Genomic DNA, 18,292 nt, shown 5'->3' with positions numbered 1-18,292 from the left:
CTCGCAGAATATTCCCAATGTCGCCTGCCAAGGCAATCGCACGGCAATTCTGGGACAAAATAGCCATCCGCCGTTGCACGGCAACGTCATTCAAACCCACTGCTTGCAAAGCCATTCATCATGCCCAGTCTTCAGCCATTTTTACAGCACATCCAGGCCCGCAACCCAGACCAGCCGGAATACTTGCAGGCGGTAAGCGAGGTCATCGCCAGCCTGGAGCCCTTTTTACAGCAGCATCCGCGTTATACCGAGCACTCTTTGCTGGAGCGACTGGTCGAACCGGAGCGCATCGTGATGTTCCGGGTCTGCTGGAGCGACGACCATGGGCGGGTGCAAGTGAATCGCGGCTACCGGATCCAGCACAGCATGGCCATTGGCCCTTACAAGGGTGGCATCCGCTTTCATCCTTCAGTGAATCTCTCGGTGCTGAAGTTTCTGGCATTTGAGCAAACCCTGAAAAACGCCTTGACCACCCTGCCGATGGGTGGGGCCAAGGGTGGGGCCGACTTCGACCCCAAGGGCAAGAGCCCGGCCGAGGTGATGCGTTTCTGTCAGGCCTTTGCCAGCGAACTGCAACGTCATATCGGTGCCGATACCGATGTGCCGGCGGGTGATATCGGTGTCGGTGGCCGCGAGGTGGGTTATATGGCCGGCATGGTGAAGAAGCTGAACAATCGTGCGGACTGCGTGTTTACCGGCAAGGGGCTGAGTTATGGCGGCTCGCTGATGCGCCCGGAAGCCACCGGCTTTGGCACGGTGTATTTCGCCCAGGAAATGCTGCAGACGCGCGGCCTGTCGCTGGAGGGTTTGCGCATCAGCGTGTCTGGCTCCGGCAATGTGGCGCAATATGCGGTGGCCAAGGCGATGGAGCTGGGCGCCAGGGTACTGACGGTGTCCGACTCCAGCGGCACAGTCATTGACGAGGCCGGTTTTACCCCGGAAAAGCTGGCTGAGCTGATGGAGGTGAAAAACCATTTGTATGGTCGGGTCAGCGACTATGCGGCCCGCGTGGGGCTACCGTTTCATGCTGGCACCCGCCCCTGGTCCGTGCCGGTGGATGTTGCCCTGCCCTGCGCCACCCAGAATGAACTGGATGCCGCTGATGCGCGCCAGTTGATTGCCAATGGCGTGTGCTGCGTGGCAGAGGGGGCAAACATGCCTTCCACGCTGGAAGCCGTGCGGCTGTTTGAGGAGGCTGGCGTGCTGTATGCCCCGGGCAAGGCCAGCAATGCCGGCGGCGTGGCCACCTCCGGCCTGGAGATGAGCCAGAACGCCGCGCGGTTGAACTGGAGTCATGGCGAGGTGGATGCGCGCCTGCACTCCATCATGCAGGGCATTCACCAGGCTTGCCTGGCTCATGGCCGCGGGCCGGATGGCCGCCACAGCTATGTGCGCGGTGCCAATATCGCCGGCTTTGTCAAAGTGGCGGATGCCATGCTGGCGCAAGGGGTGTTGTAACACAGGGGTGGTCGGTGGCAGCGCCTGCGGTGATAATGCAGCATTCCGCTCCATCGATTCCCCTTATGCGTTTCCTGTTCCTGTTCCTGTTGCTGATTCTGCATGCATCCCTGGCCGCTGCCGATGAAGTCCCGCCTCATTTGCAGCTGGCCCGTCAACTGCTGGAGGAAGTCAGTCCGGCACGTAATAGTTACCAGCACAATGGCTGGGTGCGCTGGAAGGGTGATTGGGGACTGTTTGGCCGAGTCAGTGAGCCGGAAGTCAAGACCGACTGCAGCGGCCTGATCGATGCCCTGTTCGAGCGCCTCAACAGTCAGGCACTGACTGCCGTGCAGCATGGCCACTGGAAGGCTTATCCCAAGGCAGAAAATTATTACGAGGCCATCGCCGCCAGTCAGGGATTTATCCGGCGCGCAGGAATCGGACAGGTGCAGCCGGGCGATATCTTTGCTGCCAAGTACCAGAATGAAAAAGACACCGGGCATGTGATGATCATCAACGCCCTGCCACAGTTATTGAACCCGCAACAAAAGCCGCAAATCGATGGCACTGTGCAGTGGGCTGTGGAAGTGATCGATTCGTCGGGACCCCATTGGAAAGGCGACACCCGCTACCGCGAGGATGGCAGCCAGCAAACCGGTATTGGGCGCGGCACCATCCGACTCTACACCTTGCCGGATGGCAGTCTGGCCGGCTGGGCCAGGTCGCTGGGGCCGGGCAGCCACTATCGCGATCACGACCAACTGGCCATCGGGCAGCCACGCTACCAGTAACCTTGCCGCTTTACTCTCCGCCGTGGGCCGGATGGCCGCCACCGCCATGTGCGGGCTGCCAATAATGCTGCGTCATCCACCATCGACCGTGCTGCGCCATGGCCTAGCTATCGCTGCTGCAGATTCCTCAGGCTGATTCCTCAGCCGGAGCCATGTCAAAACCAATCAGCCTATCGATAACTAAGCGTGAATGTTGCTTTGCCATTGGCTGTCCCGGCGGCAATGCTGCCTGTCCTTATATAATTTGCCGAAAGGGGAATGCTGAAAATGCCATTCATTGCCGATCCGGCAAACCATTGACCGGTATTGCCGGCGCTAGTGGAGTCCGGTCCGTAACTGATCAATTTCCCATTATTTTGAATCTGAATCCCCAGCCCCTTCGCGGTGGAATCAGCGCTCAATGAAAGAGTATTGCTGATGTTGGATGGGTTGCTTAAGTCGGTCAGTGTAATGTAAACCCTGGTATTGGAGCCGGCACTCCCTCCGCCACAGTTCAAGGTTAAATTAAAAGGCAAGGGTGGCGTGGTGCTACCTATTCCCGCCAAAGACGCGGCACTGTGACTACCAAAATTGACCGTCATTGAGGAAGTGGCCGGTGTGCAAGTCGGAACCACAGGCTGTACCACCACTGCACCTGCCCAGTTGATTGTCACAACCTGAGTGGCATAATTTTCAACCCATATGCCAGCGACTTCTCCGCTAAGGGTGCCGCCGGCCGTGATGGGCCCGGTCTTGATCAAGGCAAAGGGGATATTGAATGCGGAGTAAGTAATGGTTGGATTACTCCCTCTGTCCGGAGGGAGCACCGGCCAAAAACTGCCAGCAGGGCCAATGCGGATGCCGATTCCGTCAATGCTGGTTGGATAGGTGTTGTAGGTCGCATTATAGGCGCCGTAGGTGCTCACCCCTTGATAGACGGATTTTCTCACCCCGCCAGGACAATTCACGGTTCCAGCACCATTTACATTCAGGGTCTGAGTGTAAAGAACGGTGCCAATGGCTACCGTGGGATTAAAACTGGGAGGGGTGTAATTGGAAAGTGTAAAAGTCAGAATCTTTCCTGGGCCAGCACTGGTGGTGCAGGCTGCATATGCAAAGTCAGTAAAAAAGATTGCCAGCAAATACAATAGCATTTTTATTGTTTTATACACAGTGCACCCTCTTTCACTGTAAAAATTTCAACAATAAATGTAGCTATCGTGCAATTCAATCAAACAACGACCTTGAATGCCCAAGGAAATTTCTTAATTACGATGCCTTACTCCACCGCCACCCAGTGCTGCAGATAAATCTGCAACTCCTTGCGCCCCTGCCATTCATTCGCCACCAGCTGGTAGACGGCATTGATATTGTCCGGCAGCCAGTCCACCTGATTGAACAGCATGGCGTCGAATTCCTGCCCCTGTTTGGCAATGCGCAGCTTCAGATGCTTGTCTCCCACCACGCGCTGGCTCATCACGGCAAAGCGGTCGTAAAAATACGGAACCGGAAAACCCTGTCCCCAGACCTCGGCCGCCAGTTCTTCGGCAAAGGGCAGATGCAGCTCGCGCGCATCCAGTCCGCCATCGGTCTCGATGGTACGGGTCAGCTGGTTTTCATCCAGCAGTTCACGCGCCACCTGTTCGAAGGCCTGCTGAAATTCGCCAAAACGTGCTTCTGCCAGCGTCATGCCAGCTGCCATGGCATGGCCACCAAATTTCAGGATCAGGCCGGGATGGCGCTTGTACACCAGGTCCAGCGCATCGCGCAGATGAAAGCCGGGAATGGAGCGGCCCGAACCCTTGATTTCTCCTTCGTCGCCGGGGGCGAACACAATGGAGGGGCGATGGAAGCGTTCCTTCAGGCGCGAGGCCACAATGCCCACCACCCCTTGATGCCAGTCGTCACGGTACAAGGTGAGCGTGTAGCGGTCGGCCGGATCAATGCTGGCCAGCACGGCCAGCGCTTCGTCCTGCATGCCGTGTTCAATAACACGGCGCTCGCGGTTAAGCCGGTCCAGCTCCTGCGCCAGCGTCATGGCCTGGCTTTCATTGCCAGCCAGCAGGCAGGCAATGCCCAGACTCATGTCATCCAGCCGCCCGGCGGCATTCAGCCGTGGCCCCAGGGTAAAGCCCAAATCAAAAGTGTTGGCCTTGTAGTGGGCGCGGCCGGCAATGCGAAATAGCGCGGCAATGCCCGGTGCCATGCGGCCGGCGCGCATGCGACGCAGGCCGTTTTCCACCAGGATGCGGTTGTTCTGGTCCAGCCTGACCACATCAGCCACCGTGCCCAGCGCCACATAGTCGAGCAGTTCACCCAGATTCGGCTCGGTCATGCCGGCGTATACGCCGCGCTGGCGTTGCTCGGCACGCAAGGCCATCAAGACATAGAACATCACCCCCACCCCGGCCAGATTCTTGGAGGGAAATTCGCAGCCGGGCTGGTTGGGATTGACGATCAGCGCCTGCGGCAGCGTGTCGCCCGGCAGGTGATGGTCGGTAATCAATACTTCGATGCCCAGTGCACGCGCCCGCTCTACCCCGGCCACGCTGGCAATGCCATTGTCCACGGTGACGATGATGTCGGGCTGGCTTTGCGCGGCCAGTTCGACAATTTCCGGCGTCAGGCCATAGCCGTACTCAAAGCGGTTGGGCACGATGAAGTCCACCTTGCCGCCCAGCATGGACAGGCCCTTGACCGCGACCGAGCAGGCGGTGGCACCATCGGCATCGTAATCGGCCACCACCAGCATGCGCTGGCCGCTGGCGATGGCGTCGGCCAGCCGTCGGGCCATGGCCTGGATGTTTTTCATTTGCTGATAAGGCAGCAAGGCCTTGAGGGTGTAGTCCAGCTCGTCGCTGCCGGCAATGCCGCGGGCGGCATACAGACGTGCCATCAGTGGACTCAGCCCCTGGGCGACCAGGGCGGAATGGGCGTGCGCAGAGACACTGCGGGTAACAATGCGTGACATGGCGTTCTCAGTACAGGGCTGCCGGCGCTTGCGGCCGTTGCCAGAATTTCCACAGTGCAGGGCGGGAAACGGTTAACTCGAACCCGGCCGGGCCGTGACTCAGCAGTCGCAGCTGCTGCAGCTGCCCCTGCTTGAGCAGTTGCAGCAAGGGCGCGAACCAGTCCTGCTCCATGCGTTGCAGTTGTTCGCGCCAGCCCCAGGCGTCGCGGTACTGGGCCGCGGCCAGCAAGGCATCTTGTACCAGCAGCACATGCTCGCTCTTGCCGGCAGCCGCCAGCAAGCCTTCGCAAGCGTATGGGGCCGCGTCGCAGGGCAGTCCGGCTGCCGTCGCCTGCAGTTGCAGCAGCTCATCATCGGCCAGAACAAGATCCGGCCGCTCCACGGCGCTACCCCGCCCTGCCTCGACGGCATCGCCCCACAGCCAGACGCTATTGACCGCCAGTTCACCACGTGCCTCGCGCTCATCATTCAGTGGGTGGATGTACAGCAGCATCTGCATCTCGTTGAGCAGGCGGTTCCAGTGCAGTCCACGCTCACCGGCGGGAAGATGTTCGTTGACGTTTTCGCCCACGGCATCGGGCAGTGGGGTAAAGCTGGCGCGGCTGGCCTCTGGCAGTTGCAGCAGCCAGCGGCCTGGTTGCAGCGCATGGAATTGCAGGCCGTCTTCGGCAAAATGCTGGTTCAGGCTGAGCAGCAAGGCGTCCGCTTCGTGCTGGGAGATGCTCATCACGCCGACATCAGCCAGCAGGGCACGGTCACGGTCGATGCGCACATGCACCGGATCGGCCAGCAGCCAGTGGCCTGCACCCAGTCCGGCGCGTTGCGCCAGCTGGCTGGCGATGCTGGCGCCAGGCATGCCCAGCGGCTGTTGATAGAGTTGGCTCAAGGTACTGCTCAGGGGGCGGCGGCTTCCGCGTCCCAGCAGGATGGACAAGGCAGGCAGCGCCAGTCCGCGACAAACTTCGGCCCCGTCATGGGCATCCAGCCAGCTCAGGCCGGGCATCAGCAGTGTCAGCTTCATTGATTGAGGTACAGGCAGGTGGCGGGCAGGTTTTCTGCCCGCACAGCACTCGGCAGCACGGCCAAGTCCTTCATTGAATGGATGGTTTTCGGAACTTATGACAGCCCGATCCAACCAAGTTGGTCGGGCGCACTGCCACTTGTCACAAACCCTGTATTTTCCCGGAAGCACGCATGGCGTCCACCAAAGCATGAATTATCGCAAACTGCTGCAGTTACCGCAAAATTGTACCCGCCGCCTGATCAATCACCACTTGAGCTGGCTTGGCCTCGCCGCCAGCCTGCCCCTGTTTGGCATGGTCACGGCCTTTGCCGTGGCACCGGGTGATCCGCATGCGGCCGCCGCACTGCGCCAGCGCATGGTCACCGAAAAGCTGGCCTTGCCAGCCTTTACCCCGCCAGCCACTGCAACACGCTACTGGCGTAGTGAAACGGTGAATCGTGGCGACACCATCGCCAGAGTCCTGAACCGGCTGGGCGTGCGCGATAGTGAGGCACGGCGTTTTCTTTATTCCAGCCCCTTGTCACGCGATCTGCTCAAGCTGAACACCGGCGCCACGCTGGCGGTGGAAACCAGCGATGAGGGCGAGTTGTACGCCCTGCGTTTTCTGAATGATGACGAAAACGGCGAAAAAGTGCTGGTAGCCATCGCCAAGCAGGGTGATCAATGGCAGGCCAGTGCCGACCCGCTGGCCACCGAAAGCATCGACAGCTTGCGCTCCATCACCATCCGCCGCAGTGCCCCGCGTGAGTTGCAGGCGGCGGGCGTGCCGCGCGAGGTGGTGGTGCAGCTGGCGGACATTTTTGCCGACCGGTTTGCGCTGGACAGCCTGCAACCCGGCGACCGCATCCAGTTGGTATTCGAAAGCCTGATCCATAACGGCAGCCCCATTGCCAATGGCAATGTCCTGGCGGCTGAAATCAGCCGTGGCGGTCAATGGCATCGCGCCTTTTATTTTGCCCATGACAGTGAAAGTGGCGCCTACTACGACGCGGCCGGCCGACCGGTCAAAAAGGGGTTCAGCCAGCAGCCGGTGGCGAACTACCGCATCAGTTCGGGCTTTGGCACCCGCTATCACCCGGTATTGCATTCCCTGCGCATGCACCAGGGCGTGGATTATGCTGCCGCGCCGGGGACCCCCATTATTGCGCCGGCCGATGGCGTGATCAGTGCGGCGGAAACGCAGAATGGCTATGGCAAAGTCATCACCCTGAGACATAATGCCAGGCTGAGCACGCTGTATGCGCACATGCAGCGTTTTGCCCCCGGCGTAAAGACGGGCAAGCCGGTCAGGGCCGGTGATGTGCTGGGCTATGTCGGCAGCAGTGGGCGCGTTACCGGGCCGCATCTGCACTTCGAGGTAAAACTCAATGGCCAGGCTGTCGATCCGGCCACAGCTGCCCTGCCCGCCCCCGGCCTGACTGATGCCCAGCGCGTGGCTTTTGCCCAACTCAGCCGCCAGCTGAGCGACAAGCTGGCATTATTGCGCGACACGCCGGGAATGATTGCACAACTGGATTGATGGAAAGACCGAAGCAGATGACGGAGCGCTATATCGGACTGATGTCCGGCACCAGCCTTGACGGTGTGGACGCGGTATTGCTGAGCATGGATGCGCAGGGCCGTCCTTGCGTCGAGGCCGACAGCTTTCTTGCCTTTCCGCTGGAAATCCGCCAGCAGGTGCTGCAACTGCAGCCGGTGGGCGACAATGAGCTGGATCGTGCCGCACGCCTGGGCAATGAGCTGGCCCGGCTGTATGCCGAAGTGGTGGCGCAGCTCTTGTCCGGGCAGCAGCTCCCTCCTTCGGCCATTACGGCCATCGGCTGCCATGGCCAGACCATCCGCCACGCCCCGCATGCCGGCTACACGCTGCAGATCGGCAATCACGCGCTGCTGGCCGAGCTATCCGGCATTGATGTCATCGGCGATTTTCGCAGCCGAGACCTTGCCGCCGGCGGTCATGGCGCGCCACTGGTGCCGGCCTTTCATCAGCACGTTTTTGCCAGTGATGCGGAAAACCGCGTCATCCTGAATATCGGCGGCATCAGCAATCTGACCCGCCTGAGCCGGGGTGCGCCGGTCATCGGTTTCGACTGTGGTCCTGGCAATATGCTGCTGGATGCCTGGTGCCAGCATCATACCGGCGCCAGCTTCGACGCCAATGGTGAATGGGCGGCCAGTGGCAAGCTGCATGCACCGCTGTTGCAACAGCTGCTGAATGAGCCATTTTTCCGGCTGCCGCCACCGAAAAGTACCGGGCGCGACCTGTTCGATCTTGCCTGGCTGCAAACCCAACTGGCATTGCAGCCCGCCATTGCCGCAGCGGATGTGCAGCACACCCTGCTGCAATTGACCGCCCACAGCATTGCCGATGCAATCGACCGCCATTGCCCTGACACCGCCAGCGTCTATGTCTGCGGCGGTGGCGCGCTGAATGGTGCGTTGATGCGGGCCTTGCAGCAGCGACTGCCGCAGCAGGTGATCCGCAGCACTGCCGCACTGGGTTTGCCGGTGCATCAGGTGGAAGCCGCTGCCTTTGCCTGGCTGGCCTGGAGTTTCTGCCAGCGCCAGCCAGCCAATCTGCCAGACGTGACCGGTGCCAGCGGGCCAAGGGTGCTGGGGGCACTCTATCCGCGCTGAACCGGCGCGCCGGCCGGCGGCCTGACAACGCCAGCCACTCCGAATGGCCTTGTCAGGCTATAATCAGCCACTGTCATAGCCCATAACGAGAAAAATGCGACTTTTCAAAAGAAAGGCCGTCGTCAAGAACAGTCAAACGCCATTACCGCCCAAGCTTGCCAGCCTGCTGCGCGAAGCCTGGTGGCTGCTGATGGCCGTTGCTGCGGTCTACCTGGTGCTGGTGCTGGCCAGCTATTCCGCACAAGACCCTTCCTGGTCACATAGCTCTTCCGATCCCACCGTGCGCAACTACGGCGGTGCTTTTGGCGCATGGCTGTCCGACATGCTGCTGTATGTATTCGGCCTGTCAGCCTGGTGGCTGGTGGTGTTCTGCCTGGTCGCCATCGCCTGGGGCTACCGCCGCATGGAAACACTGGGCTTTCGCCTCAATCCGATGACCCTGGCCGCCATGGGCGGTTTCTTCCTGCTGCTGCTGTCCAGTTCCAGCGTGGAAGGCATTGTGCTGGCCAGCAAACAGCTGAACCTGCCGCTGACTGCCGGCGGCATGCTGGGACACTGGCTGGGCAAGGCACTGGCGCACGGCCTGGGCCAGTCCGGCGCCTACCTGCTGCTGTCCGTGACCGGCGCCATTGGCTTTTCCCTGTTCACCGGCCTGTCCTGGCTGGACATCATGGAAAGAATCGGCGGCGCGCTGGAAGATGGCGTGCTCAAGCTGTGGCATGGCTGGCAGGCGCGCAAGGACCGGGAAATCGGCCGCGAGACTGCCCAGCAGCGCGAGGCCAAGGTCAATACCGAAAAGAAAAAACAGGAAGACAAGACCCCGGTTCGCATCGAGGCCACGCTGGCTGAAGTACCGCTATCGCCCAAGGTGCAAAAACCGGTACAGCAGTCGCTGTTTGCCGATCCGGACCGTGGCGAGCTGCCCGGACTGAGCCTGCTGGAAGCGCCCAAGGACCAGCACGAGCCGGTATCCGCCGAAACCGTGGAATACACCTCGCGCCTGATCGAGCGCAAGCTGGCCGACTTTGGCGTGGATGTCAAAGTGATTGCCGCCTACCCTGGCCCGGTAATCACCCGCTATGAAATCGAGCCAGCCGTCGGCGTCAAGGGTGCGCAAATCGTCAATCTGATGAAGGATCTGGCGCGCGCCCTGTCGCTGGTTTCGGTGCGGGTGGTGGAAACCATCCCCGGCAAGACCTATATGGGTCTGGAGCTGCCCAATCCGAAACGGCAGATCGTGCGGCTGTCGGAAATCATCGGCTCCGATGGCTATCAGAACATGACATCACGCCTGGCCATTGCCGTGGGCAAGGATATCGCCGGCCAGCCCGTAACGGTGGATCTGGCCAAGATGCCGCATGTGCTGGTGGCCGGTACGACCGGCTCCGGCAAGTCGGTGGCCATCAATGCCATGATCCTGTCGCTGCTGTACAAGTCCACCGCGCGTGAAGTGCGCCTGATCATGGTCGACCCGAAAATGCTGGAACTGTCGGTTTATGAAGGCATTCCGCATCTGCTGGCCCCGGTGGTCACCGACATGAAACAGGCTGCCAATGCCCTTAACTGGTGTGTTGGCGAAATGGAGCGGCGCTATCGCCTGATGTCCAAGCTGGGCGTGCGCAATCTGGCCGGTTACAACCAGAAGATCAAGGATGCCGACAAGGCGGGCGAGAAAATCCCCAATCCCTTCAGCCTGACCCCGGAAACCCCTGAGCCGCTGGATACCCTGCCCCTGATTGTGGTGGTGATCGACGAGCTGGCCGACCTGATGATGGTTGCCGGCAAGAAAATCGAAGAACTCATCGCCCGTCTGGCGCAGAAGGCCCGCGCCGCCGGCATTCATCTGATTCTGGCCACCCAGCGGCCATCGGTGGACGTGATTACCGGCCTGATCAAGGCCAATATTCCAACGCGGATTGCCTTCCAGGTCTCCAGCAAGATCGACAGTCGCACCATTCTCGACCAGATGGGCGCCGAGGCCCTGCTGGGCCAGGGTGACATGCTCTATCTGCCGCCTGGCTCCGGCTACCCCAATCGGGTGCACGGCGCCTTTGTCGCCGATGACGAAGTGCACCATGTGGTGGAATTCCTCAAGACCACCGGCGAACCCGACTACATTGAAGGCATACTCAGCGGCCAGAGCGAGGCGGATGAGGGTGCGGCCGCCAGCAGTGGCGATGTCGATGGCAGCGGCGAATCCGACCCGCTGTACGATGAAGCGGTTGCCATCGTGGTCAAAACCCGCAAGGCGTCGATTTCTTCGGTGCAGCGGCATTTGCGCATAGGCTACAACCGCGCCGCCCGCCTGATCGAACAAATGGAAAGTGCAGGCCTGGTTTCCGCCATGGAAACCAATGGCAACCGCACGGTACTGGCGCCGGCACGCGAGGACTAAGCCGGCACGCCAGCCCTGCAGCAGTTCAACTCGGCCACCGGCTATCCTGCCGGTGGCGCAACCCAGCATCGGTAGCGAGAAACCCATGTCCGGATACCTTCCAGAGCCCCCCTTCAGTCACGACTCCTCCGCCAAGACCGGCGTTTTGCTGATCAACCTGGGTACGCCAACAGCGCCCACCGGTCAGGCGGTACGCCCTTATCTCAAGCAATTCCTGTCGGATACCCGGGTCATCGAAATTCCCAAGGCCGTGTGGTGGCTGATCCTGAATGGCATCATCCTGAATGTGCGCCCGAAAAAATCTGCCGAAAAATACGCCAGCATCTGGAGCAAGGATGGCTCGCCACTGCTGGTGAATACCCGCAAACAGACCAGCCTGCTCAAGGGCTTACTCGGCGAGCAAGGCATGCGCAATGTCGTGGTCGACTACGCCATGCGCTATGGCCAGCCCTCGGTCGAAACCGTCATTCAGAACATGCGAGTCCAGGGCGTGGACAAGCTGCTGGTGTTGCCGCTGTACCCGCAATATGCCGGCTCATCCAGTGCCACGGCGCTGGATGATGTATTCCGCGTGCTGATGAAGCTGCGCAACATGCCCGAACTGCGCACGGTACGCCACTTTCATGATGATCCTGGTTATATCGATGCCCTGGCACAGCAAGTGCAGGCGCACTGGCGGCAGCATGGCCGAGCAGAAAAATTGCTGATGAGTTTTCACGGCGTGCCTCGCTTCACCCTGGAAAAGGGCGACCCCTATCACTGCGAATGCCTGAAAACCGGCCGCTTGCTGGCCGAACGATTGGGCCTGGACAAGGAGCACTATGTGGTGAGCTTCCAGAGCCGTTTTGGCCGGGCCGAATGGCTGCAACCCTATACCAGCGCCACGCTGGAGCAATTGGGCCGGGCCGGCACCAAGAGCCTGGATGTGATTTGCCCCGGCTTCGTATCCGACTGCCTGGAAACGCTGGAAGAAATTGCCATGGAAGGCAAACACAGCTTTCAGAGCAGCGGCGGCGGAGAATTTCGCTACATTCCCTGCCTGAATGACAAGCCGCAATGGATTGCTGCGCTGGCCGGCATCGTGGGGAAAAATCTTCAAGGCTGGCAGGAAGTTATAGAACAAGATACTGCCCAGCGCCAGCAGCGCGCACAGTCGCTTGGGGCCAGCCGTTGACATGCGCAAAAATAAATTTTAAACGGCCGAATAAACCCCGTTGACACTCGCGCAAACTGCTCCCCATAATCAGCGCAGCTGGTAGCCATTCCAAAAGAATGGCCTGAATCAGTAATGGGCAAGGTCTGAATTTCAATCAGACTGCCCGCAGAGATCGCCAAGTCTACATAGATAAGATCAGGGGAAATAAAATATGAATAAGTATGCTCGTCTGAGCCTCATCGCTGCTGCCGCCATGACCCTGGCTGCCTGCGGCAAACAAGAGCAACCGGCTGCTGGTGCTGCTTCCGCTCCCGCAGCTGCCGCCAGCACCGGCGGCGACGTGACCGTGAAGATCGGTCAGGTATCCCCGATGTCCGGCCCGATCTCGCATCTGGGCAAAGACAACGAATTTGGCGCCAAGCTGGCCATCGAAGACCTGAACGCCGAAGGCGTTGAGATCGGCGGCAAGAAAGTCAAGTTCGAACTGGTTTCCGAGGATGACCAGGGCGATCCGAAAATCGGCACCCAGGTTGCCCAGCGCCTGGTTGATGCTGGCGTGGTCGGCGTAGTCGGCCACCTGAACTCCGGCACCACCATCCCGGCCTCCAAGATCTACTCCGACGCCGGCCTGCCGCAGATTTCCCCGTCCGCCACCAACCCGGACTACACCAAGCAAGGCTTCAAGACCACCTTCCGCGTGATCGCCAACGACGTGCAGCAAGGCACGGCGCTGGGTCAGTTCGCTGCTGACGGCCTGAAAGCCAAGAAGGTCGCCATCATCGACGACCGTACCGCTTACGGCCAGGGTCTGGCAGACGAGTTTGAAAAAGCCGTCAAGGCCAAGGGTGTGGATGTGGTCAAGCGTGAATTCACCACCAACACCGCAACCGACTTCAATGCCATTCTGACCTCCATCAAGGCCACCAAGCCGGATGTCATCTTCTACGGCGGCATGGACGCGCAAGCCGGCCCGCTGGCCAAGCAGATGAACCGCCTGGGCATCAAGGCCAAGCTAATGGGCGGCGACGGCTGGCAGACTCCGGAATTCATCAAGCTGGCTGGCGAGGCTTCCGAAGGTCAGTACTCCTCCAGCTGCGGCGTTCCGCGCGACAAGATGCCAGGTTTTGCTGCCTTCAACGACAAGTTCAAGGCCAAGTTCAACACCGAAGTGCAAATCTACGCTCCGTATGAGTACGATGCCGTACGCGTACTGGTTGACGCCATGAAGCGCGCCAAGTCCACCGATCCCAAGGTATACCTGCCGGAAGTGGGCAAGACCGACTACACCGGCGTAACCGGCAAGATCACCTTTGACGACAAGGGCGACATCAAGAATGGTGCCGTTACCGTGTACCAGGTCAAGGGCGGCAAGTGGGAAGTGGTTTCCACTGTCGGCGGCGCACCTGCTGCTGCCAGCGCAGCACAGTAAGCCCTCTCGCCTTACCGGAAAAGCGCAGCTCAGGCTGCGCTTTTTTTATGCCTGCCGCCAAAGACTAGCCCTCCATTTTGACGGCAAGCTGATCTGGATCAGCCGCAAAGGTTGACGAAATGCTGCAGAACAACAAAAATGTCCGGGTCAGTGGCGTCGATTGTATCCAGTCCATGCCATCAACAGACCCCACCACCCCCGGGGTGTGCTGACATGAAATGCCAAAAGCTTTCGTGGCGAATGACCCTTATCCAATTCTAATTAGACCAGGGCATTTCCATGTATCTCCCGCGTATTACCCTTATCACCGCTGCGGTACTGGCACTGGCCGCCTGCAGCAAGCAGGATGCAGCCGCTCCGCAACAAAACGCATCGGCCGGCGCAGCCGCCAGCGATGCAGTCATCGTCAAGATCGGCTCTGCCAATCCGCTGACCGGCCCGTTCGCCCACTGGGGCCGCGATGCCGACAATGGCGTAAAGCTGGCAGCCGAAGAAGCCACGGCGGAAAACCTCAAACTGGACGGCAAGCCGGTCAAGTTTGAAGTCGTGTCCGAAGACGACCAGGCCGACCCGAAAACCGCCACCCAGGTAGCGCAGCGTTTCGTCGACAACAAGGTTGCCGGTGTAATCGGCCACCTGACCTCCGGCGCGGCGATTCCGGCCTCCAAAATCTACTCCGACGCTGGCATTCCGATGATTGCCGGTTCGGTGACCAGCCCCAAGTTCACCGAGCAAGGCTTCAAGAACACCTTCCGCATCATTGCCAATGACCAGCAGCAGGGACAGGCGCTGGCCAAATTTGCCGTGGGCGACCTGAAGCGTACGCGCATTGCCATCATCGATGACCGCACCACCTACGGCCAGGGCCTGGCCGATGACTTCGCCAAATCGGTGGAAGCTGCAGGTGGCAAGGTGATCAAGCGTGAATTCACCACCAATAGCGCCACCGACTTCATGGCCATCCTCACCTCGATCAAGGGCGAAAAGCCGGATCTGGTGTTCTACGGCGGCATGGATGCCCAGGCTGGCCCGATGGTGAAGCAGATGCGCAAACTGGGCATCACGGCTGACTTCATGGGTGCCGATGGTGTGAATACTGCCGAATTCGGCAAGCTGGGCGGCAAGGATGCCGATGGCAGCTACGCTTCCAGTGCTGGCGCCCCCAAGGAAAGCATGCCGGGCTTTGCTGCCTTCAACGACAAGTTCAAGAAGCGCTTCAATGCCGAAATCCAGGCTTACGCACCGTACACCTACGATGCCACCCGCGTGATGATCGAAGCCATGAAGCGTGCCGGCTCGGCCGACCCGGCCAAGTACCTGCCGGAAGTGGCCAAGACCAAGCTGCAAGGCGTGACCGGTGAAATCGCCTTCGACCCCAAGGGCAATATCATGAATGGTACGGTTTCCCTGTATCAGCTCAAGAATGGCAAGTGGGAATCGGTAGCCAAGCCGGCCGCAGCAGCAGCCAGTGCAGCGCAATAAGCATTTGCGTGATCGCCAAAGAAAAACGGCAGCCACAAGCTGCCGTTTTTCATGCAGAGCACCAGCTCAGTCGCGAAAGCTGGCGGCCTGGCGTGTCATCATGGCCATGCCGGCCTGCTGGATGTCTTCTGACAGCAGCATGGCGGCATTCCAGGTGGCCACATGATTCAGGCTGTCGGCCACGCTGTGGTCACGCGCGTAGTTGAGCATTTCCTTGCTGCCCCGCACCGCCAGCGGTGACTTGGACGCCATCAGCCGTGCGCTTTCCAGTGCTGCGGCCAGCACGCTGTCGGCATCCGGCAACACCCGGTTGACCAGGCGGATGGCCAGCGCCTCTTCGGCGCCCACATCACGTCCGGTCAGCGCCATTTCCCGTGCCACGCCCTGCCCGACCACACCGGGCAAGCGCTGCAGCGTCCCCACATCGGCCACCATGCCGATGTCCACTTCACGCACGCCAAATACCGCATCGGCTGCGGCAAAGCGAAAATCAGCCGCCAGCGCAATATCCAGCCCGCCACCCAGACAAGCACCATGAATGGCAGCCACCACCGGCTTGCGACAGTTCTCCAGGCTGGAGACGGTGTCCTGCAGCTGCAGGATAAGCCGCCGCAGCTTTTCACGTTTGCGGCCTTCGCAATCATCCGCGATCACCGACTGAATACCCATCAGCATGGCCAGATCGATGCCGGAGCAAAAATGCCGGCCTTGTCCGGCCAGCACCACCGCACGCACGGTCGGCTCGGCATCCGCCCACTCCATCACCGCTTGCAATTCCAGCCACATGGCCTGGTTCAGCGCATTGGCCTTGTCGGCGCGATTGAAGCGCACCAGTGCCACCTTGTCCTGCTGTTCGACGCTAAAGGTCTGCCATTGCATCACCTGCTCCTTATTGCGGCCGTTTCTTGGGAATCCATGCCCAGACCATCTCGCACTGAATGGGCGATTCGCCAGACTCATCGGTTACCGTCACTTCAACCAGGGTTTCACCCTTGTCAATATGGTACAGGTCGCGAATCTGTGCATCGCTCAAGGTGGCCACGGCCCGCATATCACCCTGGGAGCGCTTGGTGTAATTCACTTTCATCGACTTGAGCAGCATCAGCTTGTCATCCGGCACATTCATGCCCACCACAAAGCCACTGGCGGTTTCCGCCAGCAAGGCCATGGCAGCCGCATGAACACCCTTGATATGGTTCTGCACCTTGCGCTGATTGCGGATGGATACTGTCAGCCGGGTATGCCCCACTTGTTCGAAGCGCAGGCCGGAAGTGGCCAGAAACGGCACCAGGCGGCCAAACAACAGGGAAAGCACCCTGCTGCGCAGGCCAGGCGGTAGCTTTCCCACCTTGTCAGCGATGCGGCTCATGCTGTTTTTCTGATAGTCCATGCGTGTTAGCCCTCTTTGTTATGTCATGGAAGTGGTGTGGCCAGGCCCAGCAAGGCCCGGATTTGAAGCTTCAGTGCCGGCAATACCGACTGATCGGTGCGCGCCAGCTGCAGTCCGCCCTGCAGGGCGGCCAGCATCAGCAAGCCCATGGCCTCGGCCGTGCCGGCGTAGTGCATGCTGCCATCGTCCCTCCCCGCCGCGGCGATGCGTACCGCCCAGTCGCGCATCTCGTCGACAAAGGCATTGGCCTCTGCCTGCATTTCGGCGGGCAGCGTCTGGTATTCGGTGGTCAGGATGCCGCTGGGGCAAATCTGCTGGTCCTGCTCGAAATAGGCATCGGTCAGGGTGAAATAGCGTTCCAGTTGCTGCTGCGGAGCCAGCGTGTGCTGGGCATCGACAAAGCGCTGGAAACGACGGCGATAGCGCTGGATCAGCGCCACCCCCAGGTCGGTCTTTTTCGGGAAGTGATAGTGGATGGCGGCATTGCGCACTCCCAGTTCCGAGCTGATGTGCTGGTAGCTGAAAGCATTGAAGCCGCGCGTCAGCAACAGCTGCTCGGCAATGTCGAGAATGCGTTTGCTGGTATCGTTCTTGGCGTCGGCGGCAGGTTTCATGCAGAAACTCTACTTACTGGTTAGTAAGGTGTCAATCGAATACCCCTGAAAGCTGGACAGGCTTAGCGTATCAGTTATGATGGAAGGCATTTGGCCAACCCTGAGACCGGACCTTTTCCGATGCGACTCAAATTCAGCAAGATGCATGGCCTGGGCAATGATTTTATGGTGATAGACGGCGTCAGACAGACCGTCTCACTGGATACCGACAGAATCCGCCAGCTCGGCAACCGCCACTTTGGCATCGGCTTCGACCAGCTGCTGCTGGTGGAGTCCCCCCACGCAGAAAACAACGACTTCCGCTACCGGATTTTCAATAACGATGGCAGCGAAGTGGAGCAATGCGGCAATGGCGCACGCTGTTTCGCCAAATTCGTTTGCGACCAGAAACTGACCAACAAAAAGGCCATCCGGGTGGAAACCGCCAAGGGCGTGATCATCCCGGAATACCTTGGCCAGAACCAGGCAGTGGTCGACATGGGCGTGCCACGCTTCCGTCCGGTAGACATTCCCTTTGTCGCCGAAGGCGAAGCCATTACCTATCCGCTGGATATCGCCGATTACAGCTGCGACATCAGCGTGGTATCGATGGGGAACCCGCACGCCGTTCAGGTGGTCGATAGTGTCGATACTGCACCGGTACAGCAACTGGGCGCCCTGATTGAAACCCACCACCGTTTCCCGGAAAGAGTCAACGCCGGCTTCATGCAGATCATGTCACGGCAGGAAATCCGCTTGCGCGTGTTTGAACGTGGCGCAGGCGAAACCCTGGCCTGCGGCACCGGTGCCTGTGCCGCCGTGGTCGCCGGCATTCGCCGTGGCCTGCTGGATGCCAAAGTGCTGGTGCATACCCGCGGTGGCGACCTGCAGATCGAATGGCATGGCGAAGGCCAGCCGGTACGCATGACCGGCCCGGCCATGACCGTTTTCCAGGGTGAAATCGAAGTCTGAGTTGCCGGACCACCCCCCAAGAAAAGGATGTGA

Annotated in this window: 15 protein-coding genes; 9 read left to right on the top strand and 6 right to left on the bottom strand. The window is 60.1% G+C overall.

The window, feature by feature from the left end:
• Positions 1-120 precede the first annotated feature (120 nt).
• A complete protein-coding gene (gene gdhA / locus DFR38_RS01240) occupies positions 121-1,458 on the top strand; it encodes an NADP-specific glutamate dehydrogenase (protein WP_059285694.1) in 1,338 nt (445 codons plus the stop codon).
• Positions 1,459-1,523: 65 nt separating this feature from the next.
• On the top strand, positions 1,524-2,231 hold the full coding sequence (locus tag DFR38_RS01235) for a hypothetical protein (protein ID WP_059285693.1): 708 nt from the start codon (positions 1,524-1,526) through the stop codon (positions 2,229-2,231).
• A gap of 170 nt (positions 2,232-2,401) precedes the next feature.
• On the opposite strand, the gene DFR38_RS01230 is transcribed toward DFR38_RS01235, so the two are convergent.
• The 3 genes from DFR38_RS01230 to DFR38_RS01220 all read right to left on the bottom strand — a co-directional run bounded on the left by DFR38_RS01230 (position 2,402) and on the right by DFR38_RS01220 (position 6,202).
• Positions 2,402-3,364 (bottom strand): fimbrial protein, encoded by a 963-nt coding sequence (locus tag DFR38_RS01230; RefSeq protein WP_082693389.1) that lies wholly within the window; start codon positions 3,362-3,364, stop codon positions 2,402-2,404.
• Positions 3,365-3,489: 125 nt separating this feature from the next.
• Positions 3,490-5,181: a single-stranded-DNA-specific exonuclease RecJ gene (recJ, locus tag DFR38_RS01225; protein ID WP_059285692.1), complete on the bottom strand. Its 1,692-nt coding sequence runs from the start codon at positions 5,179-5,181 to the stop codon at positions 3,490-3,492.
• Positions 5,182-5,188: 7 nt separating this feature from the next.
• Complete coding sequence (locus tag DFR38_RS01220; protein ID WP_059285691.1) at positions 5,189-6,202, bottom strand: hypothetical protein; 1,014 nt, start codon at positions 6,200-6,202, stop codon at positions 5,189-5,191.
• Between the two features lie 190 nt (positions 6,203-6,392).
• Between DFR38_RS01220 and DFR38_RS01215 the strand changes: the two genes are divergently transcribed.
• The 6 genes from DFR38_RS01215 to DFR38_RS01190 all read left to right on the top strand — a co-directional run bounded on the left by DFR38_RS01215 (position 6,393) and on the right by DFR38_RS01190 (position 15,304).
• A complete protein-coding gene (locus DFR38_RS01215; RefSeq protein ID WP_110312878.1) occupies positions 6,393-7,724 on the top strand; it encodes a M23 family metallopeptidase in 1,332 nt (443 codons plus the stop codon).
• On the top strand, positions 7,724-8,842 hold the full coding sequence (locus DFR38_RS01210) for an anhydro-N-acetylmuramic acid kinase (RefSeq protein ID WP_244909877.1): 1,119 nt from the start codon (positions 7,724-7,726) through the stop codon (positions 8,840-8,842). Before DFR38_RS01215 ends, DFR38_RS01210 begins: the two co-directional genes overlap by 1 nt.
• A gap of 94 nt (positions 8,843-8,936) precedes the next feature.
• Positions 8,937-11,237, top strand: coding sequence for a DNA translocase FtsK (locus DFR38_RS01205; protein ID WP_059285690.1), 2,301 nt, complete (start codon positions 8,937-8,939; stop codon positions 11,235-11,237).
• Between the two features lie 85 nt (positions 11,238-11,322).
• Entirely contained in the window at positions 11,323-12,411 is a 1,089-nt protein-coding gene (gene hemH / locus DFR38_RS01200) for a ferrochelatase (protein ID WP_059285689.1), read from the top strand.
• 193 nt (positions 12,412-12,604) lie between these two features.
• Positions 12,605-13,822, top strand: a complete 1,218-nt coding sequence (locus DFR38_RS01195; protein ID WP_059285688.1) for a branched-chain amino acid ABC transporter substrate-binding protein — start codon at positions 12,605-12,607, stop codon at positions 13,820-13,822.
• Positions 13,823-14,101: 279 nt separating this feature from the next.
• Positions 14,102-15,304 (top strand): branched-chain amino acid ABC transporter substrate-binding protein, encoded by a 1,203-nt coding sequence (locus tag DFR38_RS01190; protein WP_059285687.1) that lies wholly within the window; start codon positions 14,102-14,104, stop codon positions 15,302-15,304.
• Between the two features lie 66 nt (positions 15,305-15,370).
• Here the strand turns inward: DFR38_RS01190 and DFR38_RS01185 are convergent, their stop codons facing one another.
• The 3 genes from DFR38_RS01185 to DFR38_RS01175 are packed head-to-tail and all read right to left on the bottom strand — an operon-like array spanning position 15,371 to position 17,308.
• Entirely contained in the window at positions 15,371-16,183 is an 813-nt protein-coding gene (locus DFR38_RS01185) for a crotonase/enoyl-CoA hydratase family protein (RefSeq protein ID WP_059285686.1), read from the bottom strand.
• A gap of 10 nt (positions 16,184-16,193) precedes the next feature.
• The gene (locus DFR38_RS01180) at positions 16,194-16,673 is read right to left on the bottom strand and encodes a DUF4442 domain-containing protein (protein WP_233170370.1); all 480 of its coding nucleotides are present in this window, start codon (positions 16,671-16,673) and stop codon (positions 16,194-16,196) included.
• Between the two features lie 44 nt (positions 16,674-16,717).
• The gene (locus DFR38_RS01175) at positions 16,718-17,308 is read right to left on the bottom strand and encodes a TetR/AcrR family transcriptional regulator (protein ID WP_059285684.1); all 591 of its coding nucleotides are present in this window, start codon (positions 17,306-17,308) and stop codon (positions 16,718-16,720) included.
• A gap of 120 nt (positions 17,309-17,428) precedes the next feature.
• Here DFR38_RS01175 and dapF point away from each other — a divergent pair, with 120 nt between their 5' ends.
• Positions 17,429-18,259: a diaminopimelate epimerase gene (dapF, locus tag DFR38_RS01170; RefSeq protein WP_059285683.1), complete on the top strand. Its 831-nt coding sequence runs from the start codon at positions 17,429-17,431 to the stop codon at positions 18,257-18,259.
• Positions 18,260-18,292 lie beyond the last annotated feature (33 nt).

The organism is Aquitalea magnusonii (assembly GCF_003202035.1).
GTDB classification, from domain to species: domain Bacteria; phylum Pseudomonadota; class Gammaproteobacteria; order Burkholderiales; family Chromobacteriaceae; genus Aquitalea; species Aquitalea magnusonii.
The sequence above is the reverse complement of the archived record's forward strand: the minus strand, read 5'-3'. Positions and strand labels throughout refer to the sequence as shown.

What these genes read in the sequence shown, in the direction of transcription:
- gdhA (WP_059285694.1), top strand. Translation starts at nt 121, where the DNA reads ATGCCCAGTCTTCAGCCATTTTTACAGCACATCCAGGCCCGCAACCCA.
- DFR38_RS01235 (WP_059285693.1), top strand. Translation starts at nt 1,524, where the DNA reads ATGCGTTTCCTGTTCCTGTTCCTGTTGCTGATTCTGCATGCATCCCTG.
- DFR38_RS01230 (WP_082693389.1), bottom strand. Translation starts at nt 3,364, where the DNA reads ATGCTATTGTATTTGCTGGCAATCTTTTTTACTGACTTTGCATATGCA.
- recJ (WP_059285692.1), bottom strand. Translation starts at nt 5,181, where the DNA reads ATGTCACGCATTGTTACCCGCAGTGTCTCTGCGCACGCCCATTCCGCC.
- DFR38_RS01220 (WP_059285691.1), bottom strand. Translation starts at nt 6,202, where the DNA reads ATGAAGCTGACACTGCTGATGCCCGGCCTGAGCTGGCTGGATGCCCAT.
- DFR38_RS01215 (WP_110312878.1), top strand. Translation starts at nt 6,393, where the DNA reads ATGAATTATCGCAAACTGCTGCAGTTACCGCAAAATTGTACCCGCCGC.
- DFR38_RS01210 (WP_244909877.1), top strand. Translation starts at nt 7,724, where the DNA reads ATGGAAAGACCGAAGCAGATGACGGAGCGCTATATCGGACTGATGTCC.
- DFR38_RS01205 (WP_059285690.1), top strand. Translation starts at nt 8,937, where the DNA reads ATGCGACTTTTCAAAAGAAAGGCCGTCGTCAAGAACAGTCAAACGCCA.
- hemH (WP_059285689.1), top strand. Translation starts at nt 11,323, where the DNA reads ATGTCCGGATACCTTCCAGAGCCCCCCTTCAGTCACGACTCCTCCGCC.
- DFR38_RS01195 (WP_059285688.1), top strand. Translation starts at nt 12,605, where the DNA reads ATGAATAAGTATGCTCGTCTGAGCCTCATCGCTGCTGCCGCCATGACC.
- DFR38_RS01190 (WP_059285687.1), top strand. Translation starts at nt 14,102, where the DNA reads ATGTATCTCCCGCGTATTACCCTTATCACCGCTGCGGTACTGGCACTG.
- DFR38_RS01185 (WP_059285686.1), bottom strand. Translation starts at nt 16,183, where the DNA reads ATGCAATGGCAGACCTTTAGCGTCGAACAGCAGGACAAGGTGGCACTG.
- DFR38_RS01180 (WP_233170370.1), bottom strand. Translation starts at nt 16,673, where the DNA reads ATGAGCCGCATCGCTGACAAGGTGGGAAAGCTACCGCCTGGCCTGCGC.
- DFR38_RS01175 (WP_059285684.1), bottom strand. Translation starts at nt 17,308, where the DNA reads ATGAAACCTGCCGCCGACGCCAAGAACGATACCAGCAAACGCATTCTC.
- dapF (WP_059285683.1), top strand. Translation starts at nt 17,429, where the DNA reads ATGCGACTCAAATTCAGCAAGATGCATGGCCTGGGCAATGATTTTATG.